The sequence below is a fragment of the Neobacillus terrisolis genome, from assembly GCF_051233475.1.
GTDB lineage: Bacteria > Bacillota > Bacilli > Bacillales > Cytobacillaceae > Bacillus_BU.
Window position 1 is genome coordinate 39,973 of record NZ_JBKFGH010000022.1, and the last position, 20,940, is coordinate 60,912.

Sequence of the window (20,940 nt, forward strand, 5' to 3'; positions counted from 1 at the left end):
AAAGCTGACGTAATGACAGCTCTTGTTCGCATCTTAGACCTAGTAACCTAATAGGAATAAATTACATATGGGAAACAGCAAAGAGAATAGATATAGTTATAAAACCGACAATTAGTAAGCTATACAGGCATTCCTAAATATTTTCTCATTTTGTCCCCCCAATGGAAACAGAATAATCATTAGTCCTCCACCTACAAATCCATTATATGACTCTTTCCAATCATATCCATTGTTATTGTTTGTAAATATTTTGAATTTCCCTTTTAAACATCCTGATCCGAATAAGTCCATTTATTCAAAATCTGTCCCATAAATTTCAACATAAATATCCATTTAATTTATAAATGAGTTCCTCCACAATCTAGCTTATAACAAAATAAGCGCATCTCTTGTTTGAGAAATGCGCCAGATTACGAAGGATCATTTAATTGAAATTAACCCTATTAATTTTCAAATAGAAAAAATAATATGTCATGAAAAAACTATTCTCGAATTAGTTTTTCAAAAATTATCTCATATAACGTTGGTTTGCCATGTCCATTATATTCCATTGGCAGGACTTGTACCAATCTCCAGCCTTCAGCAGAATAAAATCCTCCTAACGAAGTCTCTACATATTCATATTCATCCAAATACTATTTTTATGTAACTGTAATGATTATTCTTTTTGACATTTTACCATTATGAATTTAAATGGAGGTTTATTTTCCATATTCTTATGTGGCTCATTAATCTCTGAAAATTCTATTAGTCCATATTTCCCAAATTCTTGTTTGATCGAGTCAGAATCATAAAAAAACATTTTGACCCCGTCCTTTGTCTCGAAATAGTCTTTACCCAGTTGTTTGCCCTTTCCGAACATTGGGGCTTCTTTTGAAATAGTAGTAAAAATCATATATCCGTTTGGTTTTAACTGATTATAGCAATCATTAATAAACTTATCTCTCTCACGATTATTTAATAAGTGAATAAGTGCATAACAAAATATTCCGTCATAAAGTTTGTTATCAAAAGGCATATCCGTTACTGAACCATGAAAAATACTCATATTAAGCCCATTTTCCCTTGCCAAATCAATCGCTGTTTTTGAAATCTCAATTCCTGTAACATTTATTCCGTTATCAATAAAAATCTTTGCGTTTCTACCATATCCCATACCAGGGATCAATATATCCTTAACTTTCTTTTCAAGGAAAAAGTCTTTTGTCAAGATTGCTGAATCTGAAGGTTCAAATCCCCACATCATTTGATTTTCTATAAAACTTGATTCCCAGAATTCTGTCATAGCTCTAGCTCCTTCATATATCATTTTAAGTTTCCGTTATGTGTGTGTTTGTTTTTCCTATTGGTTGATAGGCTCAAAATCATTTCCATACATAATAAATGGGACAAGTGATTTGATAAATTCCTCCGGTGGTATCCCTCTATTTCTTCCCCATTCTACAGATGCACCGTAGATTCCCCAACTTAACATGACAGCTATTCTCTTTAGCGCTTGGTCTTCATCTATTGAACGTCTTTTTACCAACATTTTGTAAAAAATAATTTCCAGTTGTTCCCTTATAATGCGAGCTATCGTGTCTTCGTACCCCCTATGGCAACGATTGGATAAGGATTTTTGAAAATTCGTAATGGCTATAAAGATCCTTACGATCACTACTTCATTTAGTTCGTTTTGCTCAACCTTGTCAGAATTCAAATTGATCAACAGGACCTCTGATAATACTTTTTCTAATAAGTCAAATTTATCGTCGAAATGATAGTAAAACGTCGCACGGTTGACCATAGCCTCAGTTGTAATATCCTTAATGGTAATATCCTTGAATTCTTTTTTTCTTGAAAGTTCAATAAAAGAATCCATGATTAATTTACGTGTCCGAAGAATTCGGGGGTCCGTTTTTTCTTGAGTCATTCAAAAGTCCCTCCAACTTTTTAGACAATTATTTAAATATGTTGTATATACGATAAATCCAATAAACTATCGGTATTAGTGTTTTTCATTAAGTAATACAATGCAATTGTACAACAAATATTAAATCAAATCTAAATGGGCTGCTCTTTATGGGTGCACTTCATTTAACAAACATTAAGGTGGTGTTTTGATATGAATGAAAATAATAAAATGATATGTGATTTAGAAACAGGAGTTTGTGGTGTAGTTGGAGAGGAAGAAATGAAGATCATTGATATCAATCAGCCAAAGAAAACTGTTGATTTATATTATGTGACAGACCCTATATGCTCACATTGCTGGGCACTCGAACCAGTTCTTCGCCGTTTTGTCGAGCAGTATAGCCACTATTTCAACTTTCATACGGTCATGGGTGGTCTGCTGGAAAAATGGCATGATGGACCAATTGATCCTGCAAACGGAATATATAAACCTGCGGACGTTGCTGGTCATTGGAGAGAAGTTGGTGAATATTCCCGCATGCCAATTGATGGGACGCTCATGATTGATAACCCCGTTCAATCATCCTATCCTCCTTCACGTGTATTTAAAGTGATTCAAAAAAATCAAAATGACGCATTAGCCTATGAATATTTACGGCGTTCAAGAGAAGCTCTTTTCGCATTTAATCATAATGTTTCAGAAAAAACCATTTTGATCGACATTGTAAATAATCTTGGACTTGATGGAAAAGCAATTGTAGATGAAGCTGAACAACCGATAGGACAGCAGTTATTAAATGAGGATTTTAAGCTTGTCGCAAACCTCGGTGTTCGAGGGTTCCCAACCATTATCATCGTGAACCAAGAAAATAAAGGTGTAAAAATTGTTGGTGCACGCCCTTTAGAAAACTATGTTGCTGGACTAAAGCAAGCTCTAAATGTAGAAGAGCTGCAACCAAAACAACCACCATCCCTTTCTAATTTGCTAGAAAAAGAAAAACTTCTGTTTTCAAAAGAAATTGAAGTGATGTATGATGTTGAAAAATCGGAGATTAACAACTTCATTGGCAAAGAACTTTCACCAAATCGTTATCAAGTGAAAGAAATTCTAGGAGAAATGTATTATACAACTAATACAAAATAAGGGAGAATGACAATGGCATACTTATTACAAGTTGATTTCAAAATGAATGGACCTTTCGGGGATGAAATGGCTGAGGCGTTTTCTGATCTAGCGAAAAGCATTAATGAAGAAGTTGGTTTCAAATGGAAAATCTGGACAGAAAATCCTGAAACAAAAGAATCAGGTGGAATTTATATTTTCGAAACAAAAGAAACAGCTGAAAAGTATTTAAATATGCATTCTAAAAGATTAGCTGGATTTGGTATAACCAATATAAACGCAAAAATCTTTTTCATCAATTCTAAACTTACTGAGATTAATAAAGGTCCAGTCAAATAAATAAAAAAACTGTAATCATGGGGACGGTTCTTTTGCGCACCCATTATTTACCAATAGGAACCCTGACTCATTCAACAACCCTTATTTTAAGCGTTATATCGCAAATTTCCAACCAAGTTCTCGTCAAAGCCTCGTTCGTAGAAACCCCTAATCAAAATCAATATTTTTAAAGTTTAAATTAAATATATTAATAATAACTTATTTTATTTTTAATTTTATTGATTTATCTATTTGATTTTTAAATCAACTGATGTATGATTGGATTATAAATAATGAAGGAGGTAATTATGGCTTATCCTCTTATTTCAATGTGTCCCGTTTGTAGTAAACAATTAAAAATTACAAAGCTGCATTGTACGCACTGCCACACGACGATCGAAAATGAATTTGAGCTCTCGCATTTTGCGAGTCTCAACAAGGAACAGCTTAATTTTATTGAGATTTTTCTAAAATGCCGTGGAAATATTAAGGAAGTTGAAAAAGAACTTGGAGTATCTTATCCCACCGTCCGAGGGAAATTAGATGACATTATCTCTACTCTCGGATATTCCACCCCTAAGAAGGTTGAAATTGATCGAAAAAAAGTCATTTTAATGTTGGAAAAAGGCGAAATAACTGCCGAAGAAGCTATCTCGATAATAAATGGGGAGGAATCCTAAATGAACGACGAAATCTCTAGAGTATTAACCATGGTTGAAGAGGGAAAGTTGGACAAAGATAAGGCAGCTGAATTGATCGATGTACTGCAAGGCAAGGGTAAGCAGAGTGAACAGAATAAACAGACCTTAACTAGCTACTTGGACAAAATGCTAAAAATCCGTGTTACTTCAGAAATTGGTGACAATGTAAATGTTAATCTGCCAATTAGACTCGTAAAAGCTGTTTTAAAGGTTGGGGTGAGCATTGCTGAAAGAATTCCCGAAGCAGAAAAATATGTGAAGGATATCGACGTTGAACTTTTAATTGAAGCGATTGAAAATGAATTGGACGGACCAATTGTGGATATCACCTCGGCAAATGGTGATAAAGTGTTAGTGGTAATTGAGTAAAATGATAAAGATAAAAATAAAAGTAAAAAACAGACGATTTTTTATACCAATCCCGTATTCTATTTTATATCTACTCATCGGGACCCTCACTTCAAGGCGAATTCTGGTACTTGTAAATCGTTCAATTGAAAAAAAGACAAAGAAGAATTTTCAAATTCCTTATATAAGCAGGCATGATTTGAAGCCTTTGTTAAGGGAACTTTCCGAGCAAAGAGGTATTCTGCTGGTTGAAACAATCCTTAACGACGGAACAGAAGTTTCTATTAGGTTATAAAGCACAATTCCTCGGAACAATGGAATTGTGCTTTTTTCTCTGCCCTTGGTAAGGTTCAAACTAATTGACTGGCAGTTGGATGCCATGCCAGCCGCTTATATCACATTGGCCGTATTCATTATCACCCACAGCAACTACTATGCCGTCCGATTTAAGGCCGAGAGTATGAGCACAGCCCCCTGCTATCGCCACAATATCACGCCAGCCACTTACATTGCATTGACCATGCTTATTCAAACCCACAGCAACCACCGTGCCGTCCGATTTAAGGCCGATGGTATGATAACTACCCGACGCTATCGCCACAATATCGCGCCAGCCGCTTATACTGCATTGGTCATGCTTATTCAAACCCACAGCCCCCACCGTGCCGTCCGATTTAAGACCAACGGTATGAAGGTAACCCGCCGCTACCGCCACTATGTCGCGCCAACTGCTTACATTGCATTGGCCGTATCGATTATTCCCCACAATCGTCACCGTGCCGTCCGATTTAAGAGCGACGGTATGCCAGTCACCCGAAGCTATCGCCACAATATCACGCCAACTGCTAACATCGCATTGCCCTTCTTTATTTCGACCCACAGCCACCACCGTGCTATCCGATTTAAGACCGATGGTACGTCGCCACCCCGCCGCTACCACCACGATATCACGCCAGTCGCTTACATCGCATTGCCCTTCATTATTCCACCCCACAGCCACCACTGTGCCATCTGATTTAAGACCAATTGTATGGGCATTACCCGTGTTCGTCGCCATATGAACATTACCCGCTGCTACCGCCACAATATCGCGCCAGCCGCTTACATCACATTGGCCATATTTATTATCACCCACAGCCGTTACCGTGCCGTCCGATTTAAGACCAACGGTATGACGACACCCCAACGCTATGGTATCTTTAGGCAACCGTTTCACCTTTAAAGCAACTTCTTTCGGTGAAATGTAATTCATGTTTTACCTCCCTCTACTCAATTTTATTCGATAAAACAGCTGATTTTACTTTATCTCCCCTAGGTGAGTATGTCATCTTTTATTGTCAATTAAATGTCTTTTAAAAAAAATAAATCCGACAACTATGTGAAACACAAAACAAGGCTATTGTAAGCCTTTCCGTACAATGTTACTCTGCATGTGATGTTAAATACAAGAGGTATATTATTATTAATAATCAGTTGGTATCCCCCAACCCGACTGGTTAGCCGTGAAAAATATTCATGGCCAATTTATCGCTTGTTGATATTATCATTGTCGTCCTAATAATCTTGGTGTTTATAATGGCGATAGTCCAAACTAAACTGACGAGAGGTTGAAATCTATGGGAAAGAAACCAATGGATGAGAAAACAGAATCGGGAATGTCGCGTCGACGTTTTTTAAATATTGGTATAGGTGCAGCTGGAACTGCAATTGCACTGGGTTATATTGGTGCGGCTGGGAAGTTTCTAGAACCACCAGTAGCCAATGCAGAGACGCTAAAGGAAGTAGGGAAAGTGTCCGATTTTGAGGAAGGTGTCCCTAAATTCATTACTTATCGAGGAAGTACCGTCGAGGAAGGTATCTACGTACTCAACATGGGAAAGGATGGATGGCTTGCTCTAGAATTTCTCTGCACCCATTTACAGTGCGCGGTCAATTACGACGAGGCATCGAAAACATTTATATGTCCTTGCCATGGTGGAGCATTTGATCTTAAAGGAAATGTTCTCTTTGGACCAATTCCAAAACCTTTACAACGCCGGGTTATTGAAGTTCAAGGGGAATCTGTCAGAGTAGGGGGAATGTTGGTTTGAGAAAATGGCTTGAAGAACGATTAAGGGTTCAGGAACTACTAGATTCTATGTTTAATCACCCTGCTCCTAAACGAAGTAATTATTTAGACTATTTAGGCTTTGCCACTTTATTTGCTTTTATTAATGAAGCATTAACGGGAATTTTATTGGCTACAGTATACATACCTTCAGCTAATGAAGCATACAGCAGTGTCAAGGCTATAGAAGCTTCAGGTGCTGAGAATTTTGTTCGCTCCTTGCATGCTTGGGGAGCAGATTTCATGATTGTTTTAGTTGTTATACATTTGCTCCGTGTATTCTACGTAGGTGCTTATAAATACCCTCGTGAGTTAACCTGGGTTTCAGGAATTATTCTGTTTCTGGGAACTGTTGCATTAGGATTTACAGGTTATCTTTTACCTTGGGATCAAGAGGGATATTGGGCCACGACTGTAGGTACGGCAATGGCAGGTTATGTCCCAGTGATCGGGGATTATCTCGTACAGATTTTGCGGGATGGCGTAAACGTAACGGGAGCGACACTGACCCGGTTCTACGCAATACATATACTTGTTCTTCCTGGGATTATCTTATTAGGCTTTTTGCCTCATATCTTTTTTGTTCTTCGTCAAGGGATGACTTCTACAGACGAACTTACTAAAGCAAAACAGAGGGGCGAAGATATAACCAAAAAGTCACGTCCTTTTTATCCAAATGAAGCTTTTCGGATGGCTTCTTTTATTTTAATAATTGCAGTTACCCTTTTCATCCTAGCTGGTAATTTCCCCAAGGAGTTGGGCGAGCCAGCAGATCCATTAAACATGGAAAACTATACCCCTAAGCCAGCCTGGTATTTCATGGGTGTGTATCAACTTCTGAAGTATTTTCCTGGGGAGTGGGATGTCCTAGCGATGGTGGGACTACCTGTGATAGGGATTCTTGTGTTATTATTCTTGCCTTGGATTGATCGTAATCCGAGTCGTACACCTAAGAAAAGACCGATTGCACTGGGTGTGGCTGCAGTGTTAGTGATAGGGCTAGGTATCCTAACCTATCAAGGTATGAGCTCTGGACCTAAGGTTTTGGAAACGAAGGGAGTAGTGGCTCATCCAAGTTTTCAAAAAGACATTGAACCTATTTTCCAGAATTATTGCAACCAATGTCACCCTAATTACAAGAGCTATTCTGGCATTTTGAAGGAAGTAACTCCAGGAAATCCTGATGAAAGCCTGCTATTTGATAGTATTACAGGAAAAGCTAAATTCCCAATGCCTCCGGGACAACCTTTGAGTGACGATACGATTCAGACTATAAAAAACTGGATTCAGGATGGGGCGGAGAATAATTAAAGTCTAAATAACATTCATGATAAATTGTAATAATTTTTGCTTATAAATGTATTACCCATTGTTTAGGTTGGTTGAATGACTCCGTTTCTCAATTGGAGTTATTCGACCAACCTGTTTTTTTCGAAGTATGGGCACTGTTTCTTTACCGAAGATTGTTGAACGTTTAAAAAATAATCCCTCACCTTACATGTCTCAAGTCGTGACCTTAGACATTTAAGGGCTAACCTTATGGAAAGTATTGATTAATTTAATTTCCTTTTCTGATTTTCCTGATTCAGGACAAAGTGATAGCAGATTTGCATTAACTGCATAAATAAATGTATCTGCCGCTTTTATTTGCTTTGTCTCATTAATAATTACATTTTCATAAGGCAAGAAAACTCTTATGACATGGGTATATGTTCTATCACCGAAACCTGGTTTAACCTCTTTTATCCAGATACGAATTTTTTCAGGTTTAGGACCATCCCACTGAATTGATTCTGCCTTGTATTTTTTATGATAAAAATCTGATACATCATGGGTCATCCAAGTTTCCAAAGATTCATATATATACATTTTTGCTGCTTGGTCTTTTACCTCTACTTCTTTTCCTGTCTCTATAAATTCAGAAGCAGATGCATCGCCAACAATAAAGAAGAATACCATTACTAACATTAATATTATTTTCTTCATAGCATTCACCCCATACTCTTTACGATTAGGGTTGCCTAAATAATATTTTTTATTGCATCGCTTATTTAATGCTCAGATAAGAAATTTTATATTTAACAAATGGCACAGACCTTTATTTATATGTATACATCATCCAGTATCCTATATCTTCAAATCCGATTCGTTTATAGATTGCTCCAGCTTTAGGATTATCATAGAACAAACAGAGATCTTTCCCTTCGAGTAACAGTTCATTACAAAGCTTGAGCATACATTTGGTTGCATAGCCCCTTTTCTTATAGTTTTCTAATGTAGCTACAGCTACAACCATAGCGGACATAGAATTTTCTGCTGCTGTTGATGCTGTTGATACCATTTTTCCTTCTTCTAAAATAAAAAATGAACGGGAAGTCCCATTCTTCAATTCACGATGTTTTCTTTCTACTGTAAGGGTTGATTCAAACTCAGGAATTGAGTTTATCAATTCAACAAGGGCTTCTGCATCTTTAGGAAGTGCTTTTTGTACATTTTTAAGTTCTATATTATTTATATTACTATTTAGTTTTGTGCATTTAGCATAAAAGGATTGCCTCTTCCTCTTAAGCTCTTGTTTCAGGAACGGTGCAATTTGTTCTGTAAATTCCTTTAATCCGGACATCATTTTAAAATCAGGATCATTAGAAATAATTTCTGCGAATCCCTTAGCATTAAAGGATTCTGCAGCAAATGGAATATAGTTTTCCTCAAATTTTAACAAAATAGCCACTAGGTCTCCACTTTCGTTAAATTCTCCCCAAACTTTCTGAAATTCTTGATCGAACCCATATGCTTCAATGTCCCCAATAATAAATAAATTTTCAGCTGGCATAGTTTTTATCAATTTAAAACAAATCTCTTGATCATTCTCATTAAGTCTTCTAATCATTTTAGTCTCTCCCCCTTCAGTTTAATAGGTCCCTTTTGCTTCACCAACTTGTTAAATTTATTTTAACTTTCTTCCTTTGATAGTAACATTTGATTTATTTACAAAATATTGAAACAAGTGCTACTTTTGAATTTGGGCTTGTTCTTGTATATACAGATTTTTTAAATAGTACTATAAATCATATCTATAATATTCTGCTTTCATTTGATCAGTCTCTTACAGGATTTAAGGAATTGAAATAAAAACCAAGGGATGAAAGATCACTATATTATAATCATTTTTAATCTTTTAAAAATGATTAAAGCTATTTCAACCCATAACCAGCTATAAAGGAAAGCAAATAAAAAGATACTTCCTGTTTTAATAAATGAAAAAGAAGCAGAGACTACTGGACCTAAAACTGGAAAGTGAAAAATAAAAATCAAACTCATAATTCCTACCATTAAAAGAATTGCACCGGTAACAATAATACATAATCTGTTACTAAAAAAGTAAAAAGATAACCCTATGCCAAGTCCTAACAAACCTGTTGTAAACAGAAATACAATTAGTTCTGTTGGCTGTAGGATGAATAACAACATAATTGTCAAAATGTAGGACATTACTCCAAACGGAATGGAAAACATGGAACATAACAGAATAGGTGCAGTGGCAAACGGACTTAAAAAAAATCCTATACCAGGTAAAAATCCACCAGCGGCCTGAAGAATAGAAGCAATACAGGCAAAAATAGACGCTGCAATAAGCTTCGACATCCTTTTATGTTTCTTGAATAATATTTGAGATAAGCGAACTTCTTCAGAAATAGGTTTTAAAAAATACACACAGGTCCACCTCATTATAAATGGTTTATAACCATACATTATATTTACCATTTATTAGAGGTGGAACTATTATTAATAATCCAAACATTTGCCTATGCCTATTAAAAAGGAAGGCTTTTTTTATTTGACTATTACCTTTCCAACCATTCCTTCCCGGAAATGATACCGACATATAAGATCATATGTACCGGGCTGTTTCGGTGTCACGGTAATGTTTTTTACTTTCCCTGGCTGAACCTCGGCATCTATTCTGAGCTTTTCCACTGTGAAGGTGTGATCTTTCTTGCCTTTGTTTTTCAATATCAGCGTTGTGGTTGTTCCGTTTGGAATAGTGATGACTTTCGGATTAAAGTAATCATCGTTCAACTCGACCTCAATCGAATTCACCCTCTCATTAGGCTGAGGTACAATACTTGATTCGGCAAATACGCCGAGTGTGCCTAGAGTTGTCACAACCACAACCATTGCCAGCGCAACGACCAATCTTGGTACCCACTTTTTCACAGACATTCGCAATCCCTCCTTTCCTAAACATTATTTTTTTCAAACAGATAAAATAATATCACTATAAATTTGGTTCCACCGCTCCTTCAAATAGAAACTTTTTTATGTGAAACAGTGAAAAGAAAACATATTATCTTGTCTAAATGTCCATAATGCATTCTAGGATAGTGCCCTTAAATGGAATAAGAACGAGCCTAGATTGAGGAGCATCAATTAAGATTTAAGTAGTTTTTACAAATAATACTCCATCATTTTGGCAACCTTTTCTTTTATTTTTTCTTTTATAGATATTTGATTGACGTCTGAGGATGTTACTCGTTTTGAATTTTGGATGTCTTTATTGATTACCGGCTTGATTTTAGAAATAAAGCTCGGGTCATGGATATAACAGTTCATTTCCTCATTTAAATGAAACGAGCGCGAATCAAAATTTACGGTTCCAACCATCAATACGGTTTCATCAATCAAGAATGCTTTTCCGTGTAACACTCCCTTTTTATATCTGTATACTTCTATTCCCAGTTTTAGTGCTTTTCGAATATATGGATTCGCTGCTTCTTTAACTAACAGTGCATCCGAATGGGGTGAGAACAGAATTTTAACACGGACTCCTCTTTTGGTTGCATCCACTAATGAGTTCCAAATAGTTCTGTCATTTAGTATAAAATAAGGTGTTACTATAATGATGGACTTTTTTGCCTGTTGAAACATCTTTGCATAATCTTGCCCAAGCTTTTCACCGCTATAATATGCAGTAAATCGATGCATGGTTGCTCCCTTTTCCTTTGACGCGCTGTGTATTGGAATCTGTTGCTCAGTGTTTTTCTTCCAGTCTATTTCGAATTGATGTTTTAGATCTTGAACTCCTTCTCCTCGTATTTGAAGGTGATAATCTCTCCAATGACCGAGTTTTGCTTTTTCTCCTAAATACTTCTTACCGATGTTAAATCCGCCAATGTACCCAATCCTTCCATCAATAATTGAAATACGACGATGATTCCGTTTATCCAAAGATGAAAAAAGATATGGAAAAGCAGGCTTATTGTAATACGTAAAATGCACTCCTTCTCTAACCAATAATTCTCTTTCCTTTTTCTTAAGTAAAAATCCACCTAGCCTGTCCAATGCATAATATACTTCTACACCTTCCTGACTTTTTTGCCTCAATAAATCTAAAAACTGATGACTTACTTTATCATCTGCAATAGAGAAAAAGTCGATATATACGTAATGTTTTGCTTTCCTTATATCTGAAAATAATTGATTGATTAACTGTTTCCCGTCCGTATACATCGTAATATTACTTTGACGAATCGGGTATTGGATGGGCTGCTGGTCAAATACCCTCTTTTTTTCGGCTGTTGTTCTGTCAATTTTACTCCATACAAACAACACAAAACATGCGCTGATAAATACAAATAGGAGTACTTGAAGGATTTTCAATATCTTTTTCAGCATATGTAATCTCCTCTATATATTATCGTTACATGACTGTTAGTTTTTGTTTTTGTGACAAAAAACATTTAATAAATAAAAAAATGGCACCCATTTCTGAGCGCCATTTAAAAGTTTATTACGCAACCTTAGCCTGCTTAGTTGAATTAATGTAATCATTTGCTTTTTCTTTGTCAAATTCGCCTTCCCACTTTGACATGACAATCGTCGCTAATGAATTCCCCAAGACATTCACTGCTGTTCGTACCATGTCTAAAACGCGATCAATACCCGCGATAAATGCCACACCTTCTATTGGCAATCCCATAGAACCAAGTGTTGTTAAAACAACAACGAAGGATGCACCTGGAACACCAGCCATTCCTTTTGATGTTAACATTAGTACCAATAACAAGGTAATTTGATGTGTCAAAGATAGATTAATCCCATACATTTGGGCAACAAAAAGTGAAGCTAGTGCTTGATAAATCGATGAACCATCTAAATTAAACGTATAACCTGTTGGAATAACAAAAGAAGTAATTGATTTCGGACAACCAAACTTCTCCATTTTGTCCATCAACCTTGGTAATACAGCCTCTGAACTTGCGGTTGTAAAAGCCAATATTAGTTCGTCTTTTAACACTTTAATTAGTACAAAAATACTTGTCCCAGACATTTTGGCAATCGTTCCAAGGACAACGAACACAAAAAATAACATTGTTACATACACAGCTACTACTAATTTCCCTAAAGGGATTAATGACGCGATCCCGAATTTAGCAACAGTCACTCCAATCAGTGCAAACACACCATATGGTGCGAACTTCATCACTTGATTTGTTACCCAAAACATCGCATCCAATACACCTTCAAAAAATCCAATGACGGGTTTTCCTTTTTCCCCTATCGCCGCAATTCCTAAACCAAAAAACACTGAAAAGAAAATGATTGGCAACAAATCCCCTTGAGCCATGGATTCAAATATATTTTTCGGAACAATATGAACAATCGTTTCCGCAAAGCCATGGCTTTCAGCTGTTTTCGTTGTAGCCTCGTATTTTGAAATATCACTTTTTTCAAGATTACTGGTATCTAAACCAGAGCCGGGATGGAACAAGTTTGCCGACAGCAATCCAATCGCAATAGCAAGGGTCGTGACAATCTCAAAATAAAGAAGGGTTTTCCCACCTAATTTCCCCAGCTTTTTAATATCGCCAACTCCCGCTATTGAGACTACTAGTGCAGCGATGACAATCGGGACCACAATCATTTTAATTAAACGAATAAAAATATCGCCAATTGGAGTAATAATGGCCATGACTGTTTCATTACCATGAAATAAAGCACCAAGAACAATACCGAGTACAAGTGCAACAAAAATTTGCGAAGCAAGACCAAACTTCTTCATATAAAATCCTCCTTAAATAAGTAGCCCTTTGTTATCGCCTATACATATGTGAGTATTCTTAGTTTAAAATGAAACCTACAAAAACCTACAGAATACTACAGAGACAAAATATAAATGTGCGATAAATGTTGAATTTCACCTGACTATGTAGTTGGGATCAACAAAATAGAAAAAGCACCGAGCACTAGAATCCTAGTGTTTGGCGCTTTTAAATAGTTCTAACATTAATTTTTCCTTAGGTGCATTTTTCCGCAATCAACGCGGCTTCAATAGTGATTGCAGACAAATATTTGCATTTCAGAAATAACAAAGGTTGCAAAATGCAAATATATAGTATATAAATAAATCAGAGGTGAGAAAAATGGAAAATAACAACGTGCGCGGGTTAATGCAGATGATTGTACGAAGATTCGGCTTTCTTAACGAGCGTTGCTGTGAAGACTGTTGTGGAGATGATATAAGCCTTGTTCAAAGTCACATTTTGTATGAAATATCAAGACAGTCCTCGCCTTCAATGCAAGACGTCTCTAATGCATTAGGTATGGACATAACTACATTTAGCAGACAAGTAAAGACTCTTGTTGAAAGAGATTTAGTGAAAAAGACACCCCATCCAAATGATAACCGAGTAAATCTTTTATCTTTAACACCTAAAGGAACTGCAACTGAGCAAAATATTAATAATGAGATGAACAATTACCTTAACTCCATTTTGTCGAATTTAAGCGATTTCGAACGCGATACGGTTATTCGATCCTTATATTTACTTGAAGAGACCATGAGAAAATCAGAAAACAAATGTTGTCCTCCAAGATAATGGAGGATAATATTTTAAAGCAATACTTGCAAAAATCAAATAAAGGAAGGGTGGAACGATATGTGGAAAGAAGTTTTTACAAGTTTTTTATCGATTGCATTTGAATTGACTCTTCTTTTCTTCATCATTTCATTTGTTATTAGTCTCCTTCAAGGATTAATACCATATGAAAAAATGGAAAGGTATCTGTTCAACTCTAATAAAATAGTTGGAGCTTCAGTTGCCATTCTTTTAGCTTTTATTACGCCTTTTTGCTCTTGCTCAACCATTCCAATCGTTGTTGGTATGTTGCAAAAGAAAATGCGATTTGGATATGTCATGATTTTCTTATTTGCATCACCTGTTTTAGATCCAACTATTTTGACACTAATGGGTGCCCTAATGGGATGGAAGGTAGCTGCCATCTATACTTTACTTACGACAATGTTATCCATTATTATTGGATTCACATTAGAAGCGCTAGGTTTCAATAGCGCAGTCAAAAATGTCATTGTTTCAGGAGGTAAGCAGCAAGTTAAAGGCTTTAATTTAAAACATGCCTGGAATGAAACGATTAGTCTGATGAAGACCGTATATCCATTTCTTATTATTGGTGCTCTAATTGGTTCTTTAATCCACGGTGTTGTACCAACAGAATTTATAACGACATATTTAGGTGGAAATCAATGGTGGTTAATCCCAGTGGCCGCAATTATTGGAATTCCGTTATATATTAGACTCTCTACCATGATTCCAATTGCGCAAATCATGGTTGCACAAGGGGTGGCTTTAGGTCCAGTTATGGCAATTATGATTAGTTCAACCGGAGCAAGTTTACCGGAAGTAACTTTACTAAACTCCATTTTCCATAAACGCTTAGTAGGGGCCTTTTTATTATCCGTGTTTATAATGTCTACGCTTTCAGGCACAATTTTTTACCTTATTTAAAACCTTAAACCAAAAAGGATAATAATTTTTTATATTAAATAATAGGAGGAATTTACATGCTTAAATCGTTTAAAAACATTCTTGTTGGGAAAAAAAGTGATTGTTGCACTATATCTATCCAGGAAGTTGATAAAAATGAAGCAAACTCTAAGGAAGAAAAGAGAAAGTGCTGTGAAGTAAAAATCGAAAATAGTGACTCTAAGGAAAACAACTAAAATGGAAAAAAAGGAAGAAATCCGCGAACATATCCGTAAAAATTACACAGAAATTGCTGTAAGTGGTGGCAACAGTAGTTGTTGCAGTGGTGGGTGTGATTGTAGCGAGCCTATGGATGTTGAAGCAACATCAATAAAATTAGGATACTCTAAGGAAAATCTGCTTAATGTGCCACTCCAATCTAATATGGGATTAGGTTGCGGAAATCCATTAGTGTTTGCTTCCCTAAAAGAAGGAGAAACAGTTCTTGATCTCGGCAGCGGCGGGGGTTTTGACTGCTTTCTTGCTCGAGAGCACGTTGGAGAGAACGGATATGTAATCGGAGTTGATATGACTCCCGATATGGTAAAATTAGCAAGGGAAAATGCAGCAAAAAGTGGATATAGTAATATTGATTTTAGGCTGGGTGAAATTGAACACTTACCGGTAGCTGACACTTCAGTTGATGTGATTATATCTAATTGTGTCATTAATCTCTCTGTAGATAAACAGCAGGTTTTTAACGAGGCTTATCGAGTACTAAAGCCAGGAGGAAGATTATCCATTTCAGATGTTGTGGCAACAGCAGAATTACCGGAAAATATTAAACAAGACAGGTCATTGATTTCAGGTTGTATTGGTGGTGCTGAGTACATCGAAGACCTCGAAGCAATCATTCGCGATGCGGGTTTTGATGACATCCGAATGACTTTAAAGGATAACAGTAAAGAGATAATCCAAAATTGGACACCTGAAAAAAGCATCGAAGATTTTGTTGCCTCATATATAATTGAAGCAGTAAAATGAGAAAACTCGCCAATTGGCGAGTTTTCGGTTTATTCATTACAAATTAGAATCACAAACATAAATCGTTGGAATTTAATCTAACAACAATTACTTTCATTTCCCAATAACACCAATCCTTTTGATTCCTGATTAAAATCAAGAGTTAGTGTTTCAGTATAGGATTCAATGTTTGAATCAATCGCGACCTTTATTTCATTAATGGTAACTACCTTATCTTCTACATCTGGCTCATCCAGAGACAGTCCTACTTGTGGCTGTCCTCAGCCAAAGCCTGCAAAATAAACACGAATGTTTTTCGCATCGCGTTCTTGGAACAATTGTAATAGCACATCACGTGCTTGATCTGTGATAATCAATGTTTTATCCCCCTTTAGATGTTTTTTTATTTAAAATCATATTTCCTTTATGACTTAGGAAAAATACGCACTTTAATTAATTCATTATAAGCCATTATAAGCCATTATTCATTTCCACCTTGTATAAATTTTTTTAACTGAGCATATCCAATGTTCTCTCCACTTGATAAAGGAACAATTGCACTTTTTTCTGCTAATTCAGCTGATACTTTTTGAATCCAACCAACCTCCGCTTGCGCCCTTCCTTTTAATACCGGATCATTTGTTTCAGTCGCATATAAACTCTGGTTTATGACCCACCATTTCGGAACAATTTCAGCACGCTTTAAATCTTCTTGCAGGCGACTAGCTTCTAAAACTGGGGTTGCTTCAGCCAAAGTTACAATGACAACACTTGTTTCTTCAGGATTTCTTAATCGAGGTAAGAGGTTTTTTACATTATCTGAAACTTCCCCGGTGGACCTAGCTAACTCTTTATGGTACGACTGAGCAGCATCTAGCAACAGTAACGTGTGTCCGGTTGGTGCTGTATCGATCACAACAATTTCATCTTTTGCTCTACCAACAACATCGGCAAAAGCGCGGAAAACGGCTATTTCTTCTGTACATGGTGAGTTTAAGTCTTCTTGTATATAGGCAAGTGCTTCTTCATCTAATTCATCACTTACTTTTGATAATACTTCCTGTTTGTAAGCTTCTACTTCATCTTTTGGATTGATTCTGCTGATGGTTAATTTATCATTTTCTTTGCTGTTTTTAAATGCAAATTCTAAGTTTGCAGCAGGGTCAGTGGTTGTTAAGTGAACGTTTTGTCCCTGCTGAGCCAATCCTATGGCAATTGCACTTGCTATTGTAGTCTTCCCTACTCCGCCTTTACCCATTGTTAAAATGACCCTTGTTTTTCTTTGCGAGAAATCCTGAACCACTTTATTTAACCCCGGTAATCTTATATCTAGTTTTTCCATCTTTAATTGTTTTGCAGGCAGTGTATATTGTTTAAATAAATGACGTAAATTTTCAACGCCAGTTAAGGAGTAAGCTACATATGGCAAAGAGTAAGTAATGACCTGTTTTAAATCGTTTGGGATATTTTTCAATGCATTTCTTTGACGATGATATAAAGCTGAAGAGATTTCATCCTCAGATAAATAAGACTGCATGACACCATTAATGACTAACAGTTGATTTATAATGCCTATTTCCTTTAATTCTTTTGAAGCACGATTTGCCTCAAATAAAGATGATTCATCTGGTCTAGCAACAAGTATCAAGGTTGTTTTTGTTGAATCAGATAACGCATCCATCGTTTTTGAATAGGTCTCTTTTTTCTCCGTTAAGCCTGAAAGAGGACCTAAACAAGATGCGCCGTGGGTGCTTTCTTCCAAAAATCCACTCCATGCCGTTGGGAGCTGGAGGAGACGTAGCGTGTGACCAGTTGGAGCTGTATCAAAGATGATATGATCGTATGCCTCAACAATGGATGGATCTGAAAGTAAGTATGTAAATTCATCGAATGCCGCAATTTCAACCGTACATGCCCCAGATAATTGCTCCTCCATATTCGCTACAATGGCATCAGGAAGTTTCCCACGGTATGGCCCAATTACCTTTTCTCTATAGGCTCTTGCCGCTTCATCTGGATCAAGATTACATGCAAACAGATTTTGTATATTTGGAATGGATGTTGACTCATTTGTTAATTCAATTTCTAATACATCTTGCAAATTTGAAGCAGGATCTGTGCTAACGAGCAAAACCTTCTTTCCTGCATCTGCCAATGATACAGCCGTTGCACAGGCAGTTGATGTCTTTCCTACCCCACCTTTTCCAGTGAAAAATAAAAATTTTGTCTTTACGATCATTTTTGTATCAAAAGTTTGAAACATGATTTTTCACTGCTCTCTCATTGGATTAAGTTGAATATTTAGATTGGCCTTTGGTTTAACACTTAGATCCTCAGCTTTTACACCAAACCATTCTCCAAGTTCTTCATTGGTTGGGTAAATACTGATTTTTACGATTTCTCCATCCACTAAGGTGACAGGCAACGACTCTGCTCCTTTTTCATGTAGAAGTTGATTGATTTTTTTATTTTCAACAAATATTGCTGGTTCATTTGCAAGGTTATACCGTTTAATGTCAAAACCCTTTTTCTCTAATAAAAATAGTGCGGAAGCCAATCTCGTTAATTCGGGATCCACACTAGGTCCACAAACACCAGTAGGACAACACATTGCAGGGTCAAAAATTTCTACTTTACTCACGGAAAACACTCTCCTTATATTAAATAAGTATTTACTTATATAAAGATTAAAGGTAAAGCCAAGAGCTTAGGAAGCCTTGGCTATTATGTTAATTTTACTCTCCAGTTTCGGCAAAACGTTTAATGCGGTCACCAATCTCATCACGAACACGCTGGAAAAATGCCCACTTTTCTTCTTCTGTTCCCTCCGCTTTTGCAGGGTCATCAAAGCCCCAATGAACCCGTTTCACTTGACGAGGAGTCATTGGGCAATGCTCATCAGCATGACCACATAAAGTAACGACAAGGCTTGCGTTGTTTAAAATTTCTGGATCAATGACATCTGAAGTTTGATTGGAAATATCAATCCCAATTTCTTTCATTGCTTTAACAGCATTCGGATTTAATCCGTGCGCTTCAAGACCGGCACTCTTTACATCCCACTCACTACTTAAATATTGTTTTGCCCAACCTTCTGCCATTTGGCTCCGGCAAGAGTTTCCTGTACATAAGAAATAGATAATTTTTTTATTTTCCATAATATTAATTCCACCTTGTATAGTTTTGTTAAGCAGCATGTTCAGAAAAATATTTTCGTTTAAACCATAAGGCAACATTGACTAACGCTATCATTACAGGCACCTCAACTAAAGGACCAATGACCGCTGCAAACGCTGCACCAGAATGAATGCCAAATACTCCGACCGCCACAGCAATCGCTAACTCAAAGTTATTACTTCCAGCAGTAAAGGCTAATGTTGTTGTAACAGGATAATTTGCACCAATTTTCTTTCCTAAAAAGAATGAGACAAAAAACATGACCACGAAATAAATAAGAAGTGGAATAGCGATGCGTACTACGTCTAATGGAAGGCTAACAATTGTTTCTCCTTTTAAGGAAAACATCACAACAATTGTAAACAGTAAAGCGATTAGAGTGATTGGACTAATTTTAGGAATAAAGACCTTTTCATACCACTGTCTACCCTTAGCTTTTACCAAAGTAAAGCGGGTAATCATTCCAGAAATGAACGGAATTCCCAAATAGATGAAAACTGATTTTGCTACTTCAGCCATCGTAATATCGACAATGGCACCTTCAATTCCTAACCATTCAGGAATAATGGTTACAAAAACATAAGCATATACGGAAAAGAATAACATTTGGAAGACGGAGTTAAAGGCAACCAGTCCAGCTGCATATTCTGTATCGCCCTTGGCAAGGTCATTCCATACGATGACCATCGCAATACAACGTGCCAAACCAATCATGATCAGTCCTACCATATATTCTGGCTTATCTTGTAAAAAAATGATGGCTAACAAAAACATTAATACCGGACCAATAACCCAGTTTTGCACAAGTGACAACAATAGTACTTTTACATCCTTAAATACACGCCCCATTTCCTCATAACGAACTTTGGCAAGAGGCGGATACATCATTAAAATTAAACCAATCGCTAACGGAATAGAGGTAGTTCCCACCTGCATACTGTTTAGACTATCCACAAATCCTGGCGTGATAAAACCTAATCCAATTCCAACAGCCATAGCTAAGAAAATCCAAAGGGTAAGGTATCGATCCAAGAAGCCTAACCGTTTTTTCTCTGTATTACTCATTTCAACACTCCCTTTTCACTATTTTTTCTGTTTTAGCAACCACATTTTTCTGTTGGGTTACTCTGAATAATTTTATTGATTTTTTCATCTTGTGCTGGAACATGACGCAAAAGATCATCAAGGAGTTCATACAAGTCGTTTTGTGGATTAAGTGAATAATAAATCCACTGACCTCTACGTTCCTCTTTTACTAATCCCGCATCCTTTAACTTTCGTAAATGTTGACTGATTGAAGGTTGACTTGTTTCAAAGACTTCGACAAACTCGCAAACACAACATTCTCGTTGTTTTAAAATCCCCACCATCGTTAAACGAGTTTTATCTCCAAGAAGTTTGAAAAGTTGAGACATACGTTCTAAATCAATAATGGTTCGCTCCATATCGACACCCCCGTTCACGATATAATTATTTGCTTATATG

Annotated in this window: 25 protein-coding genes; 10 read left to right on the forward strand and 15 right to left on the reverse strand. The window is 36.5% G+C overall.

All coding sequences use genetic code 11. The features are described from left to right. Positions 1-482: 482 nt before the first annotated feature. From ACI48O_RS14285 to ACI48O_RS14295, 3 genes are read right to left on the reverse strand one after another with little or no spacing between them, the layout of a single operon-like run. Positions 483-632, reverse strand: coding sequence for a DUF4177 domain-containing protein (locus ACI48O_RS14285; RefSeq protein WP_435562500.1), 150 nt, complete (start codon positions 630-632; stop codon positions 483-485). Positions 633-658: 26 nt separating this feature from the next. Beyond that, positions 659-1,285 carry a class I SAM-dependent methyltransferase gene (locus ACI48O_RS14290; RefSeq protein WP_435562644.1) on the reverse strand — a complete coding sequence of 209 codons (627 nt, stop codon included), beginning with the start codon at positions 1,283-1,285 and terminating at the stop codon, positions 659-661. A gap of 57 nt (positions 1,286-1,342) precedes the next feature. Next, a complete protein-coding gene (locus tag ACI48O_RS14295) occupies positions 1,343-1,912 on the reverse strand; it encodes a TetR/AcrR family transcriptional regulator (protein ID WP_435562501.1) in 570 nt (189 codons plus the stop codon). Positions 1,913-2,104: 192 nt separating this feature from the next. Here ACI48O_RS14295 and ACI48O_RS14300 point away from each other — a divergent pair, with 192 nt between their 5' ends. The 4 genes from ACI48O_RS14300 (at position 2,105) to ACI48O_RS14315 (ending at position 4,404) form a co-directional block, all read left to right on the forward strand. Continuing rightward, positions 2,105-3,037 carry a DsbA family protein gene (locus ACI48O_RS14300; protein ID WP_435562502.1) on the forward strand — a complete coding sequence of 311 codons (933 nt, stop codon included), beginning with the start codon at positions 2,105-2,107 and terminating at the stop codon, positions 3,035-3,037. A gap of 12 nt (positions 3,038-3,049) precedes the next feature. After that, on the forward strand, positions 3,050-3,355 hold the full coding sequence (locus ACI48O_RS14305; protein WP_435562503.1) for a monooxygenase: 306 nt from the start codon (positions 3,050-3,052) through the stop codon (positions 3,353-3,355). A 287-nt stretch (positions 3,356-3,642) separates the two neighbouring features. Continuing rightward, positions 3,643-4,014 carry a DUF2089 domain-containing protein gene (locus ACI48O_RS14310; RefSeq protein WP_435562504.1) on the forward strand — a complete coding sequence of 124 codons (372 nt, stop codon included), beginning with the start codon at positions 3,643-3,645 and terminating at the stop codon, positions 4,012-4,014. Next, positions 4,015-4,404 carry an SHOCT-like domain-containing protein gene (locus ACI48O_RS14315; RefSeq protein ID WP_435562505.1) on the forward strand — a complete coding sequence of 130 codons (390 nt, stop codon included), beginning with the start codon at positions 4,015-4,017 and terminating at the stop codon, positions 4,402-4,404. A 334-nt stretch (positions 4,405-4,738) separates the two neighbouring features. On the opposite strand, the gene ACI48O_RS14320 is transcribed toward ACI48O_RS14315, so the two are convergent. Further along, complete coding sequence (locus ACI48O_RS14320; RefSeq protein ID WP_435562506.1) at positions 4,739-5,635, reverse strand: RCC1 domain-containing protein; 897 nt, start codon at positions 5,633-5,635, stop codon at positions 4,739-4,741. A gap of 364 nt (positions 5,636-5,999) precedes the next feature. Here ACI48O_RS14320 and ACI48O_RS14325 point away from each other — a divergent pair, with 364 nt between their 5' ends. Then, entirely contained in the window at positions 6,000-6,473 is a 474-nt protein-coding gene (locus tag ACI48O_RS14325; RefSeq protein ID WP_435562507.1) for a QcrA and Rieske domain-containing protein, read from the forward strand. Then, a complete protein-coding gene (locus tag ACI48O_RS14330) occupies positions 6,470-7,801 on the forward strand; it encodes a cytochrome b N-terminal domain-containing protein (protein ID WP_435562508.1) in 1,332 nt (443 codons plus the stop codon). The genes ACI48O_RS14325 and ACI48O_RS14330 overlap by 4 nt, the downstream gene beginning before the upstream one ends. A gap of 213 nt (positions 7,802-8,014) precedes the next feature. Here the strand turns inward: ACI48O_RS14330 and ACI48O_RS14335 are convergent, their stop codons facing one another. The 6 genes from ACI48O_RS14335 to ACI48O_RS14360 form a co-directional block, all read right to left on the reverse strand. Further along, positions 8,015-8,476, reverse strand: coding sequence for a hypothetical protein (locus ACI48O_RS14335; RefSeq protein WP_435562509.1), 462 nt, complete (start codon positions 8,474-8,476; stop codon positions 8,015-8,017). A gap of 112 nt (positions 8,477-8,588) precedes the next feature. Continuing rightward, positions 8,589-9,380: a GNAT family N-acetyltransferase gene (locus ACI48O_RS14340; protein WP_435562510.1), complete on the reverse strand. Its 792-nt coding sequence runs from the start codon at positions 9,378-9,380 to the stop codon at positions 8,589-8,591. Positions 9,381-9,643: 263 nt separating this feature from the next. Next, positions 9,644-10,204, reverse strand: a complete 561-nt coding sequence (locus ACI48O_RS14345) for a hypothetical protein (protein ID WP_435562511.1) — start codon at positions 10,202-10,204, stop codon at positions 9,644-9,646. A 120-nt stretch (positions 10,205-10,324) separates the two neighbouring features. Next, a complete protein-coding gene (locus ACI48O_RS14350; protein WP_435562512.1) occupies positions 10,325-10,714 on the reverse strand; it encodes a cupredoxin domain-containing protein in 390 nt (129 codons plus the stop codon). A 225-nt stretch (positions 10,715-10,939) separates the two neighbouring features. Beyond that, complete coding sequence (locus tag ACI48O_RS14355) at positions 10,940-12,166, reverse strand: phospholipase D-like domain-containing protein (RefSeq protein ID WP_435562513.1); 1,227 nt, start codon at positions 12,164-12,166, stop codon at positions 10,940-10,942. Between the two features lie 115 nt (positions 12,167-12,281). Continuing rightward, positions 12,282-13,553, reverse strand: coding sequence for a cation:dicarboxylate symporter family transporter (locus tag ACI48O_RS14360; protein WP_435562514.1), 1,272 nt, complete (start codon positions 13,551-13,553; stop codon positions 12,282-12,284). A 394-nt stretch (positions 13,554-13,947) separates the two neighbouring features. Between ACI48O_RS14360 and ACI48O_RS14365 the strand changes: the two genes are divergently transcribed. The 4 genes from ACI48O_RS14365 to ACI48O_RS14380 are packed head-to-tail and all read left to right on the forward strand — an operon-like array spanning position 13,948 to position 16,299. Then, complete coding sequence (locus ACI48O_RS14365; RefSeq protein ID WP_435562515.1) at positions 13,948-14,370, forward strand: MarR family winged helix-turn-helix transcriptional regulator; 423 nt, start codon at positions 13,948-13,950, stop codon at positions 14,368-14,370. A gap of 60 nt (positions 14,371-14,430) precedes the next feature. Then, on the forward strand, positions 14,431-15,297 hold the full coding sequence (locus tag ACI48O_RS14370) for a permease (RefSeq protein ID WP_435562516.1): 867 nt from the start codon (positions 14,431-14,433) through the stop codon (positions 15,295-15,297). 56 nt (positions 15,298-15,353) lie between these two features. Beyond that, positions 15,354-15,512, forward strand: coding sequence for a hypothetical protein (locus tag ACI48O_RS14375; RefSeq protein ID WP_435562517.1), 159 nt, complete (start codon positions 15,354-15,356; stop codon positions 15,510-15,512). A 1-nt stretch (position 15,513) separates the two neighbouring features. Then, on the forward strand, positions 15,514-16,299 hold the full coding sequence (locus tag ACI48O_RS14380) for an arsenite methyltransferase (protein ID WP_435562518.1): 786 nt from the start codon (positions 15,514-15,516) through the stop codon (positions 16,297-16,299). Between the two features lie 460 nt (positions 16,300-16,759). On the opposite strand, the gene arsA is transcribed toward ACI48O_RS14380, so the two are convergent. The 5 genes from arsA to ACI48O_RS14405 form a co-directional block, all read right to left on the reverse strand. After that, positions 16,760-18,541 (reverse strand): arsenical pump-driving ATPase, encoded by a 1,782-nt coding sequence (gene arsA / locus ACI48O_RS14385; RefSeq protein WP_435562519.1) that lies wholly within the window; start codon positions 18,539-18,541, stop codon positions 16,760-16,762. 6 nt (positions 18,542-18,547) lie between these two features. Beyond that, positions 18,548-18,919: an arsenite efflux transporter metallochaperone ArsD gene (gene arsD / locus ACI48O_RS14390; protein ID WP_435562520.1), complete on the reverse strand. Its 372-nt coding sequence runs from the start codon at positions 18,917-18,919 to the stop codon at positions 18,548-18,550. Positions 18,920-19,013: 94 nt separating this feature from the next. After that, entirely contained in the window at positions 19,014-19,436 is a 423-nt protein-coding gene (arsC, locus tag ACI48O_RS14395) for an arsenate reductase (thioredoxin) (RefSeq protein WP_435562521.1), read from the reverse strand. A gap of 28 nt (positions 19,437-19,464) precedes the next feature. Beyond that, complete coding sequence (gene arsB / locus ACI48O_RS14400; RefSeq protein ID WP_435562522.1) at positions 19,465-20,520, reverse strand: ACR3 family arsenite efflux transporter; 1,056 nt, start codon at positions 20,518-20,520, stop codon at positions 19,465-19,467. A 32-nt stretch (positions 20,521-20,552) separates the two neighbouring features. Then, entirely contained in the window at positions 20,553-20,900 is a 348-nt protein-coding gene (locus ACI48O_RS14405; protein WP_435562523.1) for an ArsR/SmtB family transcription factor, read from the reverse strand. Positions 20,901-20,940: the final 40 nt, after the last annotated feature.